Raw genomic sequence first — 17870 nt, forward strand, 5'->3', positions numbered from 1 at the left:
ATCCCCCCGCGAGCGACCGTGTCGTACGTCGACACGCTGTGTTCGCCGCAAGACTGCGGTCGCTTGCGGTCGACGAGTGGTCAGTACTTGCGGTCGCCCTCGCTGCTGTCGAAGAACGCCCAGCCGCCCTGCTCATCCTTGACCTCCATGCGCCAGCCCAGTTCAGGTTCGGCCTTCTGGTCGACGAACCAGGCGTGCGCATCGTCGGCACTCTCGATGTCCTTGGTATCGACGACTTCGCCCTTGGGGTTCAACACACGGTAGGTAGCCATGGGATTTCAGTTCCCCCCAGAGCGGCGGTTGAATCAGTCGGTTTTGGTCATCGGAATGCCCTCGCTCGCCGAGAACCGGGCATCCTCCTGCGACGAGAGTCCGAACGAGACAACGGAGCGGTCCCAGAACAGGTCCGTCAGATACGCCAGCGTCACGGCCCACCGGTTGACTCCCCGCGGGATGGCGTACACGTGGTAGGCGCGGGTCACCAACTTGGCCGCGAGGCCGGACAACTGGATGTTGAGCGGGTTGGCCACGGCGTAGCGCGGGCCGAGATCGACGACAAGGCCCATGTTGCGGTGCTTGTACCGCTTGGCCTTTCCGTAACCGAGACTCGCAGCGACATTGCGCGCCAACACCTTTCCCTGTCGGGTGGCGTGCTGCGCGGTCGGTGGGGTGATCGCACCGGGTTGTGTCACATCCGGCACGGCGGCCGCGTCGCCTGCGGCGAACACGCCTGGCTGGCCGGGCAACTCCAACTCCGTGGTGACCTTCAGCCGGCCTTTCTCCGTCGGCAGGCCCAGCTTCTCGATCAGCGGTGCACCGGTCACCCCGGTGACCCAGGCGACCGTGTGCGTGCGGATCAAGGAATCATCGCTGAGGACAACGTGTTCGGCGTGCACTTCCTTGAGCGTGACGCCGAGCCGCACGTCGATGCCCCGCGACCGCAGCACCCGCTGCGCGGCGGCGCCGAGCTTCTCGCCGACCTCCGGCATCACCTGTTCGGCCATGTCCAGCAGCACGAAGTTCACCGAGTCCGGGTCGAAGCCCATCTGCTTGGCCGCCGAATCGGCCAGCGCGCGCAGCTGCACGGCCAGCTCGGTGCCCGAGTACGACGCGCCGACCACCACGATGGTCCGCCGGGCCGCCGCCCGGCCCGCGTCGTCGTCGACATCGGCCAGCTCCAGCTGCTGCAGGACGTGATCGCGCAGATACAGCGCCTCGGCGGTCGACTTGAGCCCACGGGCATGCTCGGCCAGCCCGGGCACGTCGAACAATCGGGTGACCGATCCGGGGGTCAGCACCAGCCTGTCCCACGGCAGGACCCGCGAGCGCTCCTCGGGATCGGTGAACGTCACAGTGCGGTCGCTGAAGTCGACGCCGTCGACCCGGCCGCGGATCGCCTGTACCCCGTGCAGGGTGTTGGCCAGCGGAATCGCAACGAACCGGGCGTCCACCAGGCCGCCTGCGACGTCGGGTAGCAGCGGGGTGTAGAGCATGTAGTCGACCGGGGAGATGATCGAGATGTCGATCTGGGCGCCGTGCTTGCGGAACTTCTTGGCCAGGTGCCGGGCGCATTCGAATCCGGTGAACCCGCTGCCGACGATTACCACGGACGTCACCGGCCCCACTGTACGGAATGGTCGAGAGGCGGGATGCTTGAGCCATGACGCGCCCGCGCTCGCTGCGCCGATTCGATCCCTTCCGGCCCATCGACATGCTGTCGGCGCTGTGGTCGACCGCGGCGGTGGCCCCGATGAACAGCGGAGCGGCGGCCGCGTACCGGACTCTGTTCATGACCGTCCGGCGATTGGTCGTCGGCAGGCGGCTGACCGTCAGCCTGGACCGCGGTGATCTCACGCTCACCGTCACCGAGTTCGACTCGAGGCTCGATGTGCGCGCACTGTCGGTCGGCCAACTCAACGACATCCGGCTCGCCGCCCGCGACATCCAATGGGCCACAAATGAGTTCGACCACGCCACCGCGGTTCTGCACAACGTTCACATGCGCCCGACGGTTCCCCCGGTCCTCGTGGCCGCCCCCGTCGAGCTGACGCTGGAGGTGCCCGCACCGGTGCTCGCCGACCTGTTCCGCTGGGCGGCGCCCCGCCTGATCGGCGAGGTCGGGACCGACGGCGTCGCACGGCTGCGGCTGGCGCGCCGGCCCTCGGCCGGTCACCTCGAGGTCGACGCTCGTCTCGACGGCTCGACACTGTGGCTCGACCCGCGGGAACTGGTCCTGCGCCGGTCGCGCTGGCGGTTGCCGCGGCGCACTCCGGCCTACCCGGTCCACCTCCCGGAATTGCCCCACGGTGTGCTGCTCACCGGCGTCAGCTTCGCGCCGGGCGTGGTTCGGCTGTCGGCGGTGGTGCCGGAGTGGCGCATCGACGTGCCCCGGACCCGATTGGAAGACGTAATGACTCAGCTGAGCGCCGTTGGAGGGCCGTTGAACCTGACCTGGCTCGGCCGCCTGTTCTGATTAGCTGAGCGTCCCTTTCGTCACCCACCGACAATCGATTCCTGCCAGCCGCCGGTCAATTACTGCCAGCGGAATTAATGCTGTCACCTGTGGGTTTAAGCCGTCAGAACCGGCACGAATGCTCGAGAAGCCGGAACGCCGCGTCCGAACCGCGTCATTCGCTCCGCGGCTCGAACCACATCCGAAAGAAGGCACGTGAGATGAAGAAGATCGGATTCGCCGCCACTGTCGCCAGCGGACTGGCCGCTGCAGTTATCGGGCTGGCCGCCCCGGCCGCCTCGGCGCCCACCGGAAGCGACAACGCCCAGCAGACCATCGGCCAGCTGCGCGCTCAGGGCTACACCGTGATCGTCAACCGGCTCGGCAATGCGCCGCTCGATCAGGCCGAGGTCGTCGGTATCCGGCAGGGCCAGACCTTCAGCATGATCGACGCCGGCGCCCCGTTGATCGGCAGCAGCCACAACTACACCACGGTCCAGGAGCGCGTCGTCTACGTCGACGTCAAGTAGCACGGCACCGCGAAGCGAGGGGCATCCGAACGGGTGTGCCCCTCGCTTCGTACTGCGCGACTAGAGTGCCGATGTGGCCGCGTACTCGCGCTATGTCGCTATCGGGGACAGCCAGACCGAGGGACTGTGGGACGGCGACGACGACCGCGGTCTCATCGGTTTCGCCGACCGGCTGGCGCTGCTGATCGACTCGTACCAGCCGGGCTTGAGCTACGCCAACCTCGCCGTACGCGGTCGGCGCATTCTCGATCTGCTCGTCGAGCAGCTACCGCTTGCGCTGGCCATGCGGCCGGACCTGATCACCGTTTGCATCGGGATGAACGATGTGACGCGTCCGGGGCCGTACTTCGATCGCGCGCTGGCAGACCTCGACACCCTGCACAACCGGTTGGCAGACTCCGGCGCGACGATCGTGACCACGACTTTCCCGGACCTGGCCCAGGTATTGCCGATCGGCCGCATGCTGGAGTCACGCGTGCTTCGGATCAACGACGAGATCCGGACCGCCGCCGAGCGACACGGCTTTCGGCTCGTCGACCTCTACGGTGCTCCGTCGATGTCGGATCCGGAGATCTGGAGTCCCGACCGCATCCACGGCTCGACGAGGGGTCACATCCTGTTCACCGCCGCGGCCGCGGAGGCACTGGGCCTGCCCGGCAGCAACCACGACTGGGCGCAGTGCGATGGGCCGGTGCAGCCGACACTGCGCCAACTCGCCCATTCGCAGGCGCTCTGGACGCAGAACATGCTGGTGCCGTGGTTGTGGCGCTACGCGCGGGGCCGGTCCGCGGGAGGCGGTCGGGGACCCAAGCGGCCCCGCCTGGGCAGTCTGCCGGCCTAGATTCCCAGGAACGGAAGCGGAATCGGCGACTGACCGCTGCCGATCGCCGAGACCGCCGCCGGGCAGAACATCGAGATCGCGATGCCGGTGAACATCGTCGCCGGGCCCAGGGACATGCCGCCCATGTCGGCGACCTCGGCCGCGACGTCGGCCGCGTTCTGACCGGGCTCGGACAGCATCGGGCAGACCTGCTGGCCGATGCTCGCCGCGCTGCCGGGATCGCCCATCGCGACGCCGGCTTCGGTGACCGCGTTCAGGAACGCGTCTTCTACGGGGTCGGCCTGCGCAGGACTGGCCACGACCGCAGCGGCGGTCATCATGGCGGTGGTCAGCGCGAGGCCGAAGGCTGGTTTGCGAAGCACCCGCGAATCGTACGCGCTCGGATCGGACTCGTCAGACTCCGGTCCAGGTCTCGTCGATCATGTCCGCGACATTGATGATCTTCGCCTTTTGCGACGCCGGGCTGTCGATCTCCCCCGCCACGTGCGCAGAGATGAACCGCTTGATCTCGGCGTCGATGCCACCGAGCACCCGCAGCACTTCACCGCGCAGCGACTGCGATGTGACGTGGATGGAGATGTCCGATGACCGCGGTTTCTCCACATCCAAGATCAACACCAGCGGCTCGGCGGCCCGCGCGGTGGCGCGCAGCGCGATCTCGCCGAACACCATGAACTTCGGCTTGTCGATCCGCAGGTCGACGATCATGTCGATCTCCAGCGGGATGCGGATCGCGAACGTGATCATCGGCCCGACCTGGCGTTTCAGGCGGGGCTTCTGGACCCGGACCTTGGCGGTGACCTTGGCGAGCTTGCCCGGCCCCTGGGCCATCGGCCCCATCTCGAACGCATCGCCTGCGATCTCGCCGATCGCATCGCCGACGCGGTCCTCGGTCACCGCGATCTCGAAGAACCTGCGACCGAACTCCTCGTAGGTGATCTCGTCATCGGCGGACATGGTGCCCATACCGTCTCACGTCCCCCTGTTCCCCCGTGGTCAACGCGACCGAATCGAGACCACGCGCCGCTAGCCGCCGCCCTCGCTGCGCGCCTCGGCGCCGGTCTCGCCGGTGTCGAGGGAGTCATCGTTGAAGGTCTGGCCAACGTAGCTGCCGTCCTCGTCGCCGTCCTTGCCGGCGCGCGACGCCGCCACCTTGTTGTCGTCCTCGACGTCTTGTTCGCTCCGCTGGTCATCGTCGCCCGGGGTCATGCCGTCCGGGTTACCCGCGGCCGACGTGCTCAAACGGTGCTCGGCGACGGTCGGCGAGTCAGGCCTGGGAGAAGTAGCGGATCCGTTCGATCGCGAACGGCTTGGCCGCGACGTCGGCGATCAGCACATCGCGACCGTCGCTGCGGTCGATGCCGGCGACCAGGCAGTGGCCCGACGCGATGACCTTGCGCGGTTGCGCGCCGACCAGCCGTGTCAGCAGTTCTGCGCTGCTCATCGGGGTGCGGTCGCCTGCGGTGATGCGGGCGCCCTTGCCGAGCCAACGGCGCATCGCCACCTCGTCTCCGACCCGCGCGTCGGTCAGGAATTGGCGGAAGTGCCGCTTGCCGCGGGCGCCGGTGCCGCGAAAGCCGCTAAGGAAGCCCACCGCGCCGGCGGGGCCCTGATTCACGAGCAGATCCCGGGTGAGTTGCAGCCCGGCAGGCACCGCCCGCGCACCGCTGCGCGCGAACTGCCCCACCATGGCGGGCAGCTCCCAAAACGCCTGCAGCTCGGCAATTCTCACCTCACCGCGGTCATCGGCGAGTCGATAACAAAGATAGGCCGGAATGTACATGGTCAGCCCTGCGGCCATGGCGACCTCGAGTTCGAGGTCGCGGATGACCGTGGAATCCACCACCAGGTCCACGTCACGGTGGAAGGTGATGTCGCGGGGACCGATGAAGGTGTCGTAGAACGCGGTGAGTCCGCCCGTTCCGCGGTGCGGCTGCGAACCGACCGGGTCCTCGACGACGCCGTCGGAGGTGAAGGCGTCGACCCACGCCTGCCGGTCATGGACGGTGAACGCTGCGGGTGATCGCTCGACGGCGGCCAGCGCGTCCGCCGGTGAGATGGCCATAAGTGTGCCTACCACCCCGGCTGGCCTCAGTCGACTACTTCGGCACCTGCGGGCACACTGGGGGTCAGCGCCGTGCGGCGGTGCACGGTTGAAGGAGGAACCACCATGAGCAGCAGCGGACCTTTCGGCTTCGACCCCGATGAGTTCGACCGCGTCGTCCGCGAGGCCGGCGAGGGTCTGCGAGACGCGCTCGACGGTCTCGGCAAGTTCCTGAGCACGCCCGGCGAACGCGCGGGCTGGGTGAATCTATTCGACGAGTTCACCCGCTCGTCGCGCCCCCGCCGGGAGCCGGAGACCACCGGCGAGGCCGGCGACGGCGTGTGGGCGATCTACACCGTCGACGACGACGGTGGTGCCCACATCGAGCAGGTCTACCCGACGGAACTCGACGCGCTCCGGGCGAACAAGGACAACACCGACCCGACCCGCCGCGTGCGCTTCCTGCCCTACGGCATCGCGGTCAGCGTGCTGGACGCCTCGGGCACGTCCGACGGCGCCGCTTCTCCGGCCGACGACGCCTGAGGTTCCGTCCGCCGGGTATCACCGGCGGGTGTCACTCCCAACACACGCTGGATGTCGGGCCTCATCTGCTGCAGTTGCTGGCCGGCGTAGCCCCAGCTGTGGATGCCCTCGGGGAAGTTGAAGACGCCGTTGTCCCCGCCCGCGGCGATGTAGGCGTCGACGAAGGCGCGGTTGGAGTCGATCGCGAAGCCTTCCAGAAACCCCAGTCCGGCGATCGGCGCGTCCGGACTGGCGAGTGCGGGATCGGTGAGTGTGCCGTCGCCGCAGTAGATCCAGACGCGGGTCCCGTTGGCGGCAAGCCGCCCCGCCTGCATGGTGGGGTCGTTGCGAACCCACGCGGGATCACTCGGCGGGCCCCACATGGCGCCGGGGTCGAAGCCGCCGTTCCACATCATCGCGACCCTGACCTGGCCCGGTCCGTTCGGTGCGGACAGATTCAAGAAGCCGGACAACGAACCGGCGTAGCTGAACTGCTGCGGATGGTAAGCGGCCAGGATCAGCGCCGCCGATCCGCCCATCGAGAAGCCGACGACGGCGTTGTCGCTCTGACGGACCTGTTTGTTGGCCGCTAGCCACGCCGGAAGTTCCTGGGTGAGAAAGGTTTCCCAGTTGTAGGTGACGGTCCCGCCACTGCCTTTGGCAGGGGCGTACCAGTCGCTGTAGAAGCTGGACTTGCCGCCGACGGGCATGACGACCGAGATCCCCGTGCCGTTGTACCAGTCGAACGCTTGGGTGTTGATGTTCCAGCCGTTGAAGTCGTCACCGGCCTCCATGCTGTCCAGCAGGTACAGCGCGGGCGAACCGGCTCCCCCGGAAAGGAATTCCACGCGCACCGTGCGCCCCATCGCGGAAGACGGCACGTCGAGTTGTTCGACGGGCAGATCCGGGCTCGAGAACGCCGCCGCCGTTGGTGCTCCCGCGGTCACGCAGAGGCTTGCCGACAGCAGCGCGGCCATCATGACGCCGGCGGCGGCCCGCACGACTCGGCCGGCCATCCCCACTCGTGCCATCGGTTACCTCCATCGCACCATCGGCCCGACCCGTAGCGGAGGATACGCCCGCCACGGCGGTCACCAGCTAATTTCGGACGCACTTGCGTTATCATCATAAAAACAATCAGATAGCCGACTTCCGACCGAGGACCGTTGATGGACCGGGACCACCTGATCGATCTGACGCGGCGGGCACTCAAACTCGCCCGCGACGACACGACCGACCTGATGCCGGCCGAATTGGCCGTGGCAGCAGCCACATACACCTCCGCGCAGCGCCACGGGCAGGACGTCGCGCTGCTGATGCGCTCGCCTCAATTGGTTGGCTACTCGTCGGAGTTGCCCCGCCCGGGCACCTACTGCACCAAGACGGTGATGGGGCGTTCAGTCCTGATCACCAGGGCGGGCGACGGGGTGGTACGGGCATTCGAGAACGTCTGCCTGCACCGCCAGTCTCGGGTCGCCGACGGCTGCGGTGCCGCTCGCCGGTTGGCCTGTCCATACCACTCGTGGAGCTACGACCTGCACGGCACGCTGACGGGCGTGCCCGGTAAGGAGGGATTCCCGCAAACCCGTTCCGGCTCAGCGAAACTGGCCGAACTGCCAGCGGCCGAATGCGCCGGCTTCCTCTGGATATCGCTCGACTCCGACGCGGCGCTCGACATTCCGGCGTTCCTCGGACCCCTGGCCGGCGAACTAGAAGCCTGGGGCATCGGACACTGGTCGCCGCTGGGCGAGAAAGTTCTCGACTGCCCGATCAACTGGAAGCTCGCGATCGACACGTTCGCCGAGAACTATCACTTCGCGACGGTGCACAGGAACACCTTCGCGACGATCGCGCGCAGCAACTGCACCGTGTTCGACTCGTTCGGTCCGCACCACCGGCTTGTGTTCCCGCTCAACGGCATTCTCGAGCTGGAGGATGTCCCCGAGGAACGCTGGGACCCGCTGCACCACATGGTGGTGATCTACGCGCTGTTCCCGAACATCGTCCTGTCGTGCACGATCGCCAACGGGGAGCTGTTCCGGGTGTATCCCGGCGACGGTCCGGGCCGGTCGATCACCGTTCATCAGAACTCGACTCCGCTGGATGTGTCGGAGGAGTCTGTGGCCGCCGGGGCGGCGGCCGTCTTCGACTACGCGCACGCCACCGTTCGTGACGAGGACTACGCCCTCGTCACCACATTGCAGGCCAATCTCGCGTCCGGTGTACGTGACCACCTCGTTTTCGGCCGCAACGAACCGGGTCTGCAGCACCGGCACACCACCTGGGCCACCGCAGTCGACCGATAAGGCTCATTTTCGGCAGCGACACGACGGCTTGATTGAGCGGCATTGCCCGCCAGGATTATCGAGCCCGGTTGCCCGAAACTTGTCAGACCCCGCTGTCATGATGGGGTCATGTCCTCGACGGCCGACTGCGATGCTTCGGTGTTGCCGAAGGAGCGGTTGGCGGTGTTGTTCGAGGAGGTGGCCGAGTTGTGTGGGCAGCGCAACGCCATCGATGGGCGGCTGGTGCAGATCGTGGCCGAGATCGACCGCGACGGGTTGTGGGGTATGACCGGGGTGCGCTCGTTGGCGGGGTTGGTGGCCTGGAAGACCGGCTGCACCGAGGCCAACGCCAAAACCATGGCCGCGATCGCGGCCCGCTTGGAGGAGTTCCCCCGCTGCACCCAGGCGCTATCGCAGGGCCGGTTGTCACTGGATCAGGTCGGGGTCATCGCCCAGAAAGCCGGTGCGGGTTCGGATGCCCACTACGTCGAGTTGGCCGGTGTGGCCACGGTCAGCCAGCTGCGCAAAGCGATCAGTTTGGAACCGCGCCCCGAGCCTGAACCCGCACCGCGGCGCGGACCTGAGCGTTCGATCAGCAAGACCTCCGATGCCCACGGGGCGTGTTATCGGATCCGGTTGTCGCACCCGGATGTGGCCACGTTCGACGCCGCCCTGCAGTCCCACCACGAGGCGCTCATCGGTGAGTGGAAACGCGACCACAACGACGATGAGCACAGTGCTGGCGAGCACGGTGCTGGCGAGCAGTGCGAGGGCGGCGGTCAGGTGCTGCCGTTTCCCACCGTCGGGGACGGGTTCATGCGGTTGGTGGAGGCCGGCTGGGACGCCGAGGCCGCCCGGCGCCCCCACAGTGCGCACACCACCGTGGTCGTGCATCTCGATGTCGACAAACGCGCCGCGGCGCTGCATCTGGGTCCGCTGCTCACCGACGCCGAACGCCGATACCTGACCTGTGATGCCACCTACCAAACCTGGTTCCAAAAAGACGGGCAGACCCTGGGCTGTGGGCGCACCACCCGTCAGATCAGCCGCCGGCTGCGCCGCGCGCTGGAGTTCCGCCATCGCACCTGCGCGGTGCCCGGCTGCGGGGCCACCCGCGGACTGCACGCCCACCACATCATCCACTGGGAAGACGGCGGAGCGACCGAACTCGACAACCTGGTGCTGGTCTGTCCCTACCACCACCGCATGCACCACTGCGGCCTGATCACCATCCTCGGACCCGCACCGACGATCACCGTGTTCGACGACGACGGCGAGCCCCTGCACCCCGGATCCCTGGCACGCCCACCCACACAACCCCCACCCGACGTGCCCCCATACCCCGGACCCCTCGGCGAACGGGCCCAATGGTGGTGGTACGACCCCTACCAACCCCAACCACCAACGAACAACTGAGTCGCGGTGGTGCTCGGTTGGAGCGGCCGTGTCCGGGATCAGCGTTGAGCGAGTATGTAACAACGGCGGCTGGGATACTCGCGGCCGGCAGCTGTCGCTCGATCCGTGCCTCAACGGTGAAGTCCGCAGCGGAGACCTCGGCGGCCACGTAGTCCGGGTCAAGGAAATACCCGTCGAGCTCAACGCTCTTGCCGAACCAACTGTTCAAGTGATTGACCGAGCCCGCCGGGAACTCGGCGCTGGCCACATGAAACCCCAAGAGCAGCCAACCGTTTGGCCGTATGACACGAGCGAACTCACGACAGGCAGAAGCCCTCTCGCTCGGAGTCAGATGAATGATCGAGTACAGGGAAACGACGCCCGCCCACGCGGCGTCTGCCACCGGGAGATCCAACATCGTGTCCACGTCGAACGTCAGATCGGGTGCCTTCCGACGCGCGATCGCGACCATCGCCGACGACAGGTCCAGGCCCATGACGTCAGCATGGTGTGCTGACAGGAACCGAGTGACATGCCCGGGACCACAGCCGACGTCACAGATTCTCCCGGCCCCGACCATTTCAGTGAAGGCGATCAGTAATGCGCGGTCCAGCGGCTTGCCATCGAGCTCAGCGCCGAAGGCAGCACTGTAGTCCTCCGCCACAGCGTCGTAGGCCGCTTGGACACCCCGAGCTGATGCTGCCTCGCTTCCCTTACCGGCGGGAGATTCGGCCGCACTCACCGATCGAGGCTACCGCGACAGGCCCGATGTCACTGGCGTTGCAGCGCCGACACCAGATCGTCGACGATTCGGTCGATGACGGGTCCGCAGTTCTGCATCTCCTTCTGCAACAGGTCGATGGCCTCGTCCCGGCGGCCGTCGGTGACGAGACCGCGCACCGAAGCGACCCGGTCCTCCCCCACCTCCGCCGCCAGCACGTCGACCAGCTCCCAGTCGCGGTACAGCGCCAGTGAGCGCTCGTAGAAGGCGAAACCGGTGACCGGTTCACCGCCCAACGTTCCCCGATACCGGTACGGGCCCTCCATGTACTCCAGCGGCAAAGCATGCGCGGGCGCTGCGACCAGCGGCTCGCCGGTCAGGTCGAGGCCGAGCCGGCGCGACACGAGCCGGTGCCGGTCAGGCAGGTACCTCGCCGCGGCGGGCGGCGGAACCAGCGTCCGTACCGACTCCGGCCACCGGACGTGGCTCAGCACCGTGACTTCGACGTCGTCGGCGAACTCCGGTTCCGGGCCACCGTCGGGCCAGCTTGTCGTTGCCCCCGAGAACGGTTGCAGCGCATTGCGATCAGCGCGGTCGAACTGCCGCCAGATGCTGAGGTCCACTCCGTTGTCGAGGTTGATGGTGCGCCACTCGTGTGCCCGCCAGCGGATGTCACCGTCCGGACCGCCCGCGTTGGCCACGCGTGGGAACCACTGCCGGTCGACATGGCCCGATGTGCCTGACACCCGCTCAGACACCGCCCCCCAGGTCAGCGTGCCCGACATCGACATGCCCGTCTGGAAGTACGAATACGTGCCGGCTTGCCCGAAACAGTCGATCCGCCCGTTGTGGGCCGCGGCGCCCAGCGGCACCGGCGCGCGTGACGGGCGCACACGCAGATCCAGCTTCATCTGATCCCCGGTGACTGGGTCGGCGCCGACGAAGGCGACGTCATAGGTGTACGGGACCAACTCGCCTGTTTCGTCGCGAACCGTCACCCACTCCGCCGTTCCGCAAGGGCTGTCGTAGGTGATCTCGAGATGACCCCGGGCCACGCCCAGTTTCGGCTGCGCTCCCGGAGCCGTGTTCGCCGGTGGCATGTCGTAATCGGTATAGGACGCGTAGGTGCCGCGGTCGAGGTCGAACAACGCCAGGGTGTAGAAGTCCGCGGCGATGGACTGCCCTGGCCGGTTCTCGTTGAAGATCGACAGGAACGCGAACCGACGCCCGGAGTCAGCGTCGAGTTCGCCGGCCAGAAACCAGGTATCGGACTCGAAGTCGGGGTGATCTGCTTCGGCGGCGGGAAAGTCGAGTTGCGGGTCGCCGGGCACGAGCGCGAACGGATAACGACGCCAGTCCGCACCCACCGTGGCCATACCTCCGCGCTCCATGTTTATAGTAATAGCAACTTTAGCCCCGCAGGCGGCGACGCCGGGACGGAACGGAGGCGCGGTCATGAAATCTCTTGTCTACGACCGCCTTTTCATCGGCGGGCAATGGCAACAGCCGGCCACCGCACAGCGGCTGCCGGTGATCTCTCCGCACACCGAGGAGCAGATCGGCGAGACGCCCGAAGCCGCAGCCCAGGACGTCGACCGGGCGGTGCGCGCGGCGCGGACCGCATTCGACGACGGGCCCTGGCCACGGATGAGTGTGGCCGACCGGATCGCCCACATCGAGAAACTCGCCGCCGTCTACAGCGCCCATACCGACGAGATCGCCGATCTCATCACCGCCGAGATGGGGTCGCCGCGTAGCTTCAGCAGGCTCGGGCAGGGCGCGGGCGCCGTCGCGCAGATGCACCTGAACCTGGTGGCCGCGCGGGACTACCCCTGGGTCGAGCGGCGCAAGGGCCTTTTCGGCGACGTGCACATCCGTCGGGCACCGGTCGGCGTCGTGGGGGCGATCGTGCCCTGGAATGTGCCGCAGTTCCTCATCATGCCGAAGCTGATCCCGGCACTCATCGCCGGCTGCACGGTGGTGGTGAAGCCGGCGCCCGAAACGCCCATCGACGCGATGTGGCTGGCCGAGATGATCGAGGAGATCGACCTGCCCGACGGCGTGGTCTCCATCATCCCCGGCGGACGCGAGACCGGCGAGAGCCTGGTTCGCCATCCCGGAGTCGACAAGATCTCCTTCACCGGGTCGTCGGCGACCGGCAGGCACATCGCGGCACTCTGCGGCGAACAACTCAAGCGCGTCAGCCTGGAACTGGGTGGCAAGTCCGCGGCGATCGTGCTCGACGACGCCGACATCGGCCGCACCGTCGGCCACCTGAAGATGGCGAGCCTGATGAACAACGGGCAGGCTTGCGTCGCGCAGACCCGGATTCTGGTGAGCGATCGGCGCCACGACGAACTCGTCGACGCGCTGGCCGAGATGATGTCGGGGCTGCAGGTGGGCGACCCGACCGACGAAGCCACCGACGTGGGTCCGCTCGTCGCCCAGCGGCAGCAGCAGCGGGTGCAGGGCTACATTCAGGCCGGCCTCGAGGAGGGAGCCCGAATGGTGCTCGGCGGCAAGGACGCTCCGTACGAACGCGGCTGGTACGTCCAGCCGACCCTGTTCACCGACGCGACCAACGACATGCGCATCGCCCGGGAGGAGATCTTCGGTCCGGTGCTGACGGTGTTGACGTACTCCGACGAACGCGAGGCGATCCGAATCGCCAATGACACCGACTACGGACTGGCCGGCTCGGTGTGGACCGCCGACGTCGCTCACGGTCTGGAGATCGCCGCTCAGATCCGTACGGGCACCTACGGAATCAACATGTACACGCTGGACACCACCATGCCCTTCGGCGGCTTCAAACAATCCGGCATCGGTCGGGAGTTCGGTGCCGAGGGACTCTCCGAGTACGTCGAACTGCAGACGACCGTGAGTGCCGACCCGCTTCCGCAACTACCCTGACAGCTCGAGGGTGACCTCGGCCGGGCAGCACAACTCGTCGCGCTGGTTGGACACGGTGATCTCCAGATCGACCAGTCGGCCCGCGCGTTTGGCCACCACACGGCCCCGTCCGACCATCGAATCACCGGCGTAGATCGAGCCGAGCAGCGTGATCTTGCGCCGGACGACCCGGCTGCACGGCCCCGCCCAGTCGGTCGCGACCCGATCGACGAAACCGGCGATGTGCATGGTGTTGACGAAGATCCTCGGATGACCGTGCCGCTGGGCGTAATCGGGGTCGAAGTGTGCCGGAAAGTAGTCCCAGGTCGCACCGGAGTTCATCACCACGCGTTGATAATCGATCGGGTCGACGACCTCGGGCAGGTCGGTGGCGACGGTCACGTCGTCCCACCGGACGTCGTGCATCACCGGTCGCCCTCCGGCGTGAACCGGAAGAGCGTATTGCGGTTGACGGCCACCAGCGTCCCGTCCGCCCGGTGGAAGTGGTCGCAGGTCTCGACGAAATGGCCGGCGCCGAGACGTGTCCGCTTCACCGGTGACACCGACACCACCTCCTCGACGACCGACAACCGATCGCCCTCGACGATCGGGCAGGGAAACTCCACCTCGTTGGAGGCGTTGATGAACGTGGTGCCGGGCAACGGCACGCGGATCGCGATCGCTGCTGTCGGTACCCGGCCGTCCGGCAGCCACGGCGGCGGTATCAGCCAGCCCATCAACAGCGCGGGCGGAGCGATCAGCCCACCCCAGTGCAGGCGCGCGAACTCGTCGTCCCAGTACGACGGGTTGCGGTCGCGCACCGTCGCGGCGAAGTGCTGGATGCGCGCGGCGCTCACCGCGGTCCCGGCATACCTCGGCGGTGTGCGCGTGCCGACCATGCGCAGGGCGTCGTCATAGCTGCCGAAAGCGAGGTCGTACCGGACTGGGTCGTTCACACCGGTAGCGCGCTCTCGCGGGGCACCGCGTCCCAGACGAGATCGCGCGAGGTGAAGTACCATCCGCCGCGCTCGTAGACGAGTCGATCAGTGTAGCTGCCGGTGGAGCGGATCACGTTGCCATGCAACAGGAGTGCGACACACTGCTGCGACGCCTCGATACCGTCGACCGTGACGTCGTGGTCGACGGTGATCAACCGCTGCCCGTCACCGCCGTCGAACGCAGCGCTCAGGTCGGTGAACGACTGCCCGCCCCGGGTGTACGTCGCGCCCGAGTGCCGGAAGGTCGCGAGCCACCCGATCATGTCACCCGCCGAATACAGGCGGTTGTACCGCGCGTTCAGGTTGAGGATCGCCGCTCGCGCGGCCAGTCCGTCGAGCACGTACTGCTGTTGGTACGTCAGCGTCACCTCTGCTCCTTCATCTGCTCAGCGGGTGCCCGTGGGCGTCGCGGTCCCAGGCTCCTGCGCTCACTCCCCGGGCCCGTAGCAGGTCCTTGCGCACCCGACCGATGGCGTTCTTGGGGATCTCCGAGACCACATCCAGATAGCGGGGCACGCAGAAGTAGGGCATGCGGCCGGAGCAGAAGTCGACGAGTTCGGTGAACTCCAGCGCGGCGCCGGGCACGAGCGTCACCACGACCAGGATGTCGTCCTCACCCAGCTCGCTCGGCACGCCCACCGCCGCGGCCTCAAGTACCGCGGGGTGAGCCGTCACAACCTGTTCCACCTCGACCGACGACACATTCTCGCCGCGCCTGCGCAGCGAGTCCTTGGCGCGGTCGAGGAAGGTCAGGTTCTGGTCGGCGTCGAGGCGGCCGAGGTCACCGGTGTGAAACCACTGGGGATGACGGTCGACACGCAGTTCCGCGCCGTCGACGGCGGACACCACATACCCCTCGCTCATCACATGCGCTGTCCGCGGCCGACAGGTGATCTCACCCACGACGCCGTCGGGTACGGGACACCCGTCGCCGTCGACCACGCGTACCTCGAAGGCCGGATTGACTTGTCCCGAGGTACCCGGAACGCCCGAGTCCGAAACCGACTTGACGGCCAGCGGAAAGGCCTCGGTCAGCCCGTACATCGTCACGACGCGGCACCGGTACCGGGCCTCGATACCGCGGTACCGGTCGGCGGCGACCGGCGCCGCGGAGATGAACCGCAACCCGGTCTCGGCGTCCCTCGAGTCCGGCGGCAGGTTCCACAACATCTCCACCATCGCACCGGCACCTGCGAAACCGACAGCGCCGCAGTCACGTACCTCATCCCACACCTCGGTCGGATGGAATGCCGCTGCGAGCACGCTGGTGCCGCCGACCAGCATGGGAGCAAGCACGGTCGGTGCGGCACTGAGATGGAACAGCGGCATCGCGGTCCAGATCACCTCACCCGCGCTGAACTCCCACGCCGCCGCTGCGGTGGCCGCCGCCACGAAGAGATAGTGCCAAGTGGCCGCGACGGCCTTCGACGGGCCGGTGGTGCCCGAGGTGAAGAACAGCGCACCGATGTCGGCAGGACCCGCAGCCGCCGACCGCTGCACCTGGGTGGTCTTCTCGGCCAGCTCGGCTGACAGCGACGATCCCAGGTGGACAACGGTATTCAGCGTGTCGATGCCGCCGGCGACGTCGGCGAGCCGGTCGGCGCGGTCGGCGTCGGTGAGCACGACCCGCGCGCCGGACACCGTGAGCGCGTGACCGAGGAAGTCACCCTTGCTGGCGGCATTGACCGCCGCGATCACTGCACCGATACGCGCGGCGCCCAACCAGAAGTAGACCCATTCCGGGCACGTTCCGGTGAACAGCGCGACCGTTTCGCCGGCCGCGACGCCACGATCGAGCAGCACATTGGCCGCCGCGCAGGATCGGTCGCGCATCTGCGCGAATGTCACGGGCGTGCCTGCGATCGACATCATCACCCGGTTGGGGAACTGCTCGGCACGCCGGTCGAGCACCTCGGGCACCGTGAAGCTCCCGACACCGAACATCGCCGGTTCGGCAGCGCCCACCGGCCGGCCGCTGGGCATCAGGCTCCTGCAGCAGCCGGATCGGGCAGACCGTCGACGGTGTACCCGAAGTCGCCGGGTGACGGCTCGGCTCCCGGATAGAACCTGTGCGCCCAGCGCCGCAACGCCGCGTAGTCGCGGGCCTCCTCTGGCGCGAGGTTCGGCTTCTCCAGATACTTCATGTTCTCCCAGGTGAAGAAATCCTGCTTGATCACTTCTTGCTGCAGTTGCAGGAACTTCGCCGCTCGACCGGTCGGCGCGTCGCCGCCGTCGCCCGGTTCACGGATGGACGCCTGGGTGTAGAAGTAGTCGGTGTAGTCCTCGTCGACCGGCGTCTGACCGGTGACCTGGACCGTCGCGACCAGTTCGGACGGGAAGCGAACCACGCCGAGGCCGAGCGAGTAGTTGTCGTAGACGATCTTGGCGTCGACGGGGCCGGTGGGGGTCAGCCACGTCTTCGCCCGTCCCCCACCGAAATTCGCGTTCACTGTCGCATGCAGGTGGTAGCCGGACACCTCGAAGGACGCGGTGTTGGCCGGATTCGCCGCCTTGTGGACGTACTGCACGTGGTAGGGGTCGGCGGCGTTCTCGATGATCATCTGCGCATGGACCTTGACGCGGTTCACCATTCGCGTGTGCGGGTGCAGTGGGTAGTACTCGTCGGTCTCGAGTTCGGGCAGCACGGGCGGCTGCCAGTACGGCGCTCGGCCATGTCGCTCGTGCCAGACCAGCAGGAAGCCGTACCACTCGACGCAGGGGTAGGTCCTGATGCGCACGTTCTGCTTGCAGCCGATCCTGCTGTAGGGAATGAGCGCGTTGGTGCCGTCGCCCCGCCACTGCCAGCCGTGCCAGGGGCAGACGATGTGCTCGCCCTCGACAGTGCCGCCGACTCCCATGTTGGCGCCCAGATGCTGGCAGTACGCGTCGAGCACGTGCACCGCACCGGTACGGGTCCGGAACATCACCAGCTCCTCGCCGAAGTAGTGCGCCCGTTTCACCTGGCCGGGGACCAGATCGGAGGCGAAGCCGACGATGAACCACCCCGTCGGGAAGCGGTACGTCGAGAGGCTGATGCCGCTCGGGCCGAACTCCCGCTCCGACGGATCGATCCCCGGGTCGTCAACCGTATCCGTCAACGCTTTCTCCGTCCGCGCACGCCACATCCGCAGGTTGGCTCGACCCGCTCGTTGCCTATTTTTACTATTTTAGGCATTCTGGGTCAAGGACG

At 67.3% G+C, this 17870-nt stretch carries 20 protein-coding genes and 1 pseudogene; 7 read left to right on the top strand and 14 right to left on the bottom strand.

The genetic code is table 11. The features are described 5' to 3' along the window. Window positions 1-80: 80 nt before the first annotated feature. The gene (locus tag K3G64_RS20645) at window positions 81-272 is read right to left on the bottom strand and encodes a hypothetical protein (protein WP_238886977.1); all 192 of its coding nucleotides are present in this window, start codon (window positions 270-272) and stop codon (window positions 81-83) included. 33 nt (window positions 273-305) lie between these two features. Beyond that, window positions 306-1616 carry an NAD(P)/FAD-dependent oxidoreductase gene (locus K3G64_RS20650; protein ID WP_238886978.1) on the bottom strand — a complete coding sequence of 437 codons (1311 nt, stop codon included), beginning with the start codon at window positions 1614-1616 and terminating at the stop codon, window positions 306-308. A 44-nt stretch (window positions 1617-1660) separates the two neighbouring features. Here K3G64_RS20650 and K3G64_RS20655 point away from each other — a divergent pair, with 44 nt between their 5' ends. From K3G64_RS20655 to K3G64_RS20665, 3 genes are all read left to right on the top strand, one after another. After that, window positions 1661-2473, top strand: a complete 813-nt coding sequence (locus K3G64_RS20655; protein WP_238886979.1) for a hypothetical protein — start codon at window positions 1661-1663, stop codon at window positions 2471-2473. Window positions 2474-2673: 200 nt separating this feature from the next. Continuing rightward, on the top strand, window positions 2674-2982 hold the full coding sequence (locus K3G64_RS20660) for a hypothetical protein (protein WP_238886980.1): 309 nt from the start codon (window positions 2674-2676) through the stop codon (window positions 2980-2982). Between the two features lie 73 nt (window positions 2983-3055). Beyond that, window positions 3056-3823, top strand: coding sequence for an SGNH/GDSL hydrolase family protein (locus tag K3G64_RS20665; protein WP_238886981.1), 768 nt, complete (start codon window positions 3056-3058; stop codon window positions 3821-3823). Here K3G64_RS20665 and K3G64_RS20670 read toward each other — a convergent pair. Genes K3G64_RS20670 through K3G64_RS20685 form a run of 4 tightly spaced genes read right to left on the bottom strand, consistent with a single transcriptional unit; the run spans window position 3820 to window position 5888 of the window. Continuing rightward, a complete protein-coding gene (locus tag K3G64_RS20670; protein WP_238886982.1) occupies window positions 3820-4185 on the bottom strand; it encodes a DUF732 domain-containing protein in 366 nt (121 codons plus the stop codon). The two genes, K3G64_RS20665 and K3G64_RS20670, sit on opposite strands and share 4 nt — an antisense overlap. A gap of 31 nt (window positions 4186-4216) precedes the next feature. Continuing rightward, window positions 4217-4789 carry a hypothetical protein gene (locus K3G64_RS20675; RefSeq protein WP_370647006.1) on the bottom strand — a complete coding sequence of 191 codons (573 nt, stop codon included), beginning with the start codon at window positions 4787-4789 and terminating at the stop codon, window positions 4217-4219. 60 nt (window positions 4790-4849) lie between these two features. Then, on the bottom strand, window positions 4850-5032 hold the full coding sequence (locus K3G64_RS20680) for a hypothetical protein (RefSeq protein WP_238950873.1): 183 nt from the start codon (window positions 5030-5032) through the stop codon (window positions 4850-4852). A 58-nt stretch (window positions 5033-5090) separates the two neighbouring features. Next, the gene (locus K3G64_RS20685) at window positions 5091-5888 is read right to left on the bottom strand and encodes a nuclear transport factor 2 family protein (protein ID WP_238886983.1); all 798 of its coding nucleotides are present in this window, start codon (window positions 5886-5888) and stop codon (window positions 5091-5093) included. 105 nt (window positions 5889-5993) lie between these two features. Between K3G64_RS20685 and K3G64_RS20690 the strand changes: the two genes are divergently transcribed. After that, the gene (locus K3G64_RS20690; protein ID WP_238886984.1) at window positions 5994-6410 is read left to right on the top strand and encodes a hypothetical protein; all 417 of its coding nucleotides are present in this window, start codon (window positions 5994-5996) and stop codon (window positions 6408-6410) included. On the opposite strand, the gene K3G64_RS20695 is transcribed toward K3G64_RS20690, so the two are convergent. Continuing rightward, the gene (locus K3G64_RS20695; RefSeq protein ID WP_238886985.1) at window positions 6335-7420 is read right to left on the bottom strand and encodes an esterase family protein; all 1086 of its coding nucleotides are present in this window, start codon (window positions 7418-7420) and stop codon (window positions 6335-6337) included. The two genes, K3G64_RS20690 and K3G64_RS20695, sit on opposite strands and share 76 nt — an antisense overlap. Before the next feature lie 138 nt (window positions 7421-7558). On the opposite strand from K3G64_RS20695, the gene K3G64_RS20700 reads away from it, so the two are divergent. Together K3G64_RS20700 and K3G64_RS20705 are read left to right on the top strand one after the other, a co-directional pair. Continuing rightward, the gene (locus K3G64_RS20700) at window positions 7559-8695 is read left to right on the top strand and encodes an aromatic ring-hydroxylating oxygenase subunit alpha (protein WP_238886986.1); all 1137 of its coding nucleotides are present in this window, start codon (window positions 7559-7561) and stop codon (window positions 8693-8695) included. Window positions 8696-8803: 108 nt separating this feature from the next. Next, entirely contained in the window at window positions 8804-10090 is a 1287-nt protein-coding gene (locus K3G64_RS20705; RefSeq protein ID WP_238886987.1) for an HNH endonuclease signature motif containing protein, read from the top strand. 274 nt (window positions 10091-10364) lie between these two features. Here the strand turns inward: K3G64_RS20705 and K3G64_RS25715 are convergent. Together K3G64_RS25715 and K3G64_RS20710 are read right to left on the bottom strand one after the other, a co-directional pair. After that, window positions 10365-10649: pseudogene (locus tag K3G64_RS25715) on the bottom strand (class I SAM-dependent methyltransferase); the annotation flags it as partial. 191 nt (window positions 10650-10840) lie between these two features. Continuing rightward, window positions 10841-12157 (bottom strand): carotenoid 1,2-hydratase, encoded by a 1317-nt coding sequence (locus K3G64_RS20710; protein WP_238950874.1) that lies wholly within the window; start codon window positions 12155-12157, stop codon window positions 10841-10843. An 88-nt stretch (window positions 12158-12245) separates the two neighbouring features. Between K3G64_RS20710 and K3G64_RS20715 the strand changes: the two genes are divergently transcribed. Beyond that, a complete protein-coding gene (locus K3G64_RS20715; RefSeq protein ID WP_238886988.1) occupies window positions 12246-13703 on the top strand; it encodes an aldehyde dehydrogenase in 1458 nt (485 codons plus the stop codon). On the opposite strand, the gene K3G64_RS20720 is transcribed toward K3G64_RS20715, so the two are convergent. Genes K3G64_RS20720 through K3G64_RS20740 form a run of 5 tightly spaced genes read right to left on the bottom strand, consistent with a single transcriptional unit; the run spans window position 13695 to window position 17778 of the window. Next, entirely contained in the window at window positions 13695-14108 is a 414-nt protein-coding gene (locus K3G64_RS20720) for a MaoC family dehydratase (RefSeq protein ID WP_238950876.1), read from the bottom strand. The genes K3G64_RS20715 and K3G64_RS20720 overlap by 9 nt on opposite strands. Then, on the bottom strand, window positions 14108-14581 hold the full coding sequence (locus tag K3G64_RS20725; RefSeq protein WP_238950878.1) for an FAS1-like dehydratase domain-containing protein: 474 nt from the start codon (window positions 14579-14581) through the stop codon (window positions 14108-14110). The genes K3G64_RS20720 and K3G64_RS20725 overlap by 1 nt, the downstream gene beginning before the upstream one ends. A gap of 53 nt (window positions 14582-14634) precedes the next feature. Continuing rightward, window positions 14635-15048, bottom strand: a complete 414-nt coding sequence (locus K3G64_RS20730; RefSeq protein WP_238886989.1) for a nuclear transport factor 2 family protein — start codon at window positions 15046-15048, stop codon at window positions 14635-14637. Between the two features lie 10 nt (window positions 15049-15058). Beyond that, a complete protein-coding gene (locus tag K3G64_RS20735; protein ID WP_238886990.1) occupies window positions 15059-16663 on the bottom strand; it encodes an AMP-binding protein in 1605 nt (534 codons plus the stop codon). After that, the gene (locus K3G64_RS20740) at window positions 16663-17778 is read right to left on the bottom strand and encodes a Rieske 2Fe-2S domain-containing protein (RefSeq protein ID WP_238886991.1); all 1116 of its coding nucleotides are present in this window, start codon (window positions 17776-17778) and stop codon (window positions 16663-16665) included. The genes K3G64_RS20735 and K3G64_RS20740 overlap by 1 nt, the downstream gene beginning before the upstream one ends. Between the last annotated feature and the right edge of the window lie 92 nt (window positions 17779-17870).

Source organism: Mycobacterium sp. IDR2000157661, from assembly GCF_022317005.1.
Classification (GTDB): Bacteria; Actinomycetota; Actinomycetes; order Mycobacteriales; family Mycobacteriaceae; genus Mycobacterium.